Origin of the sequence: Brevibacterium sp. SIMBA_078, assembly GCF_046534565.1 — a bacterium.
Taxonomy (GTDB): domain Bacteria; phylum Actinomycetota; class Actinomycetes; order Actinomycetales; family Brevibacteriaceae; genus Brevibacterium.
Window position 1 is genome coordinate 1 of record NZ_JAWRYQ010000506.1, and the last position, 242, is coordinate 242.

Sequence of the window (242 nt, forward strand, 5' to 3'; positions counted from 1 at the left end):
GTCACTGTTACTACACAAACCCCCATACAAGACGTCGCGTTTTTGATGACACAAGAATCGGTCTCTTCAGTACTTGTTACTGATATAGAAAAACAAATAAGCGACGATCCAGAAGAGGATGACGGTCAAGTCGTCGGGATCATCACAGATAGAGATATCCGTACCAAAGTTGTTGCCCAAGGACTTACGTTTGATACGCCGGCGAAAGAGGTAATGACCTCAGGTTTGGTTTTGCTCGATAG

At 44.6% G+C, this 242-nt stretch carries 1 protein-coding gene; it reads left to right on the forward strand.

Going from position 1 to position 242, the window contains the following annotated elements:
- Window positions 1-242 (forward strand): CBS domain-containing protein (locus SB749_RS20595; protein WP_410711951.1); only part of this gene is annotated, 242 nt, incomplete at both ends.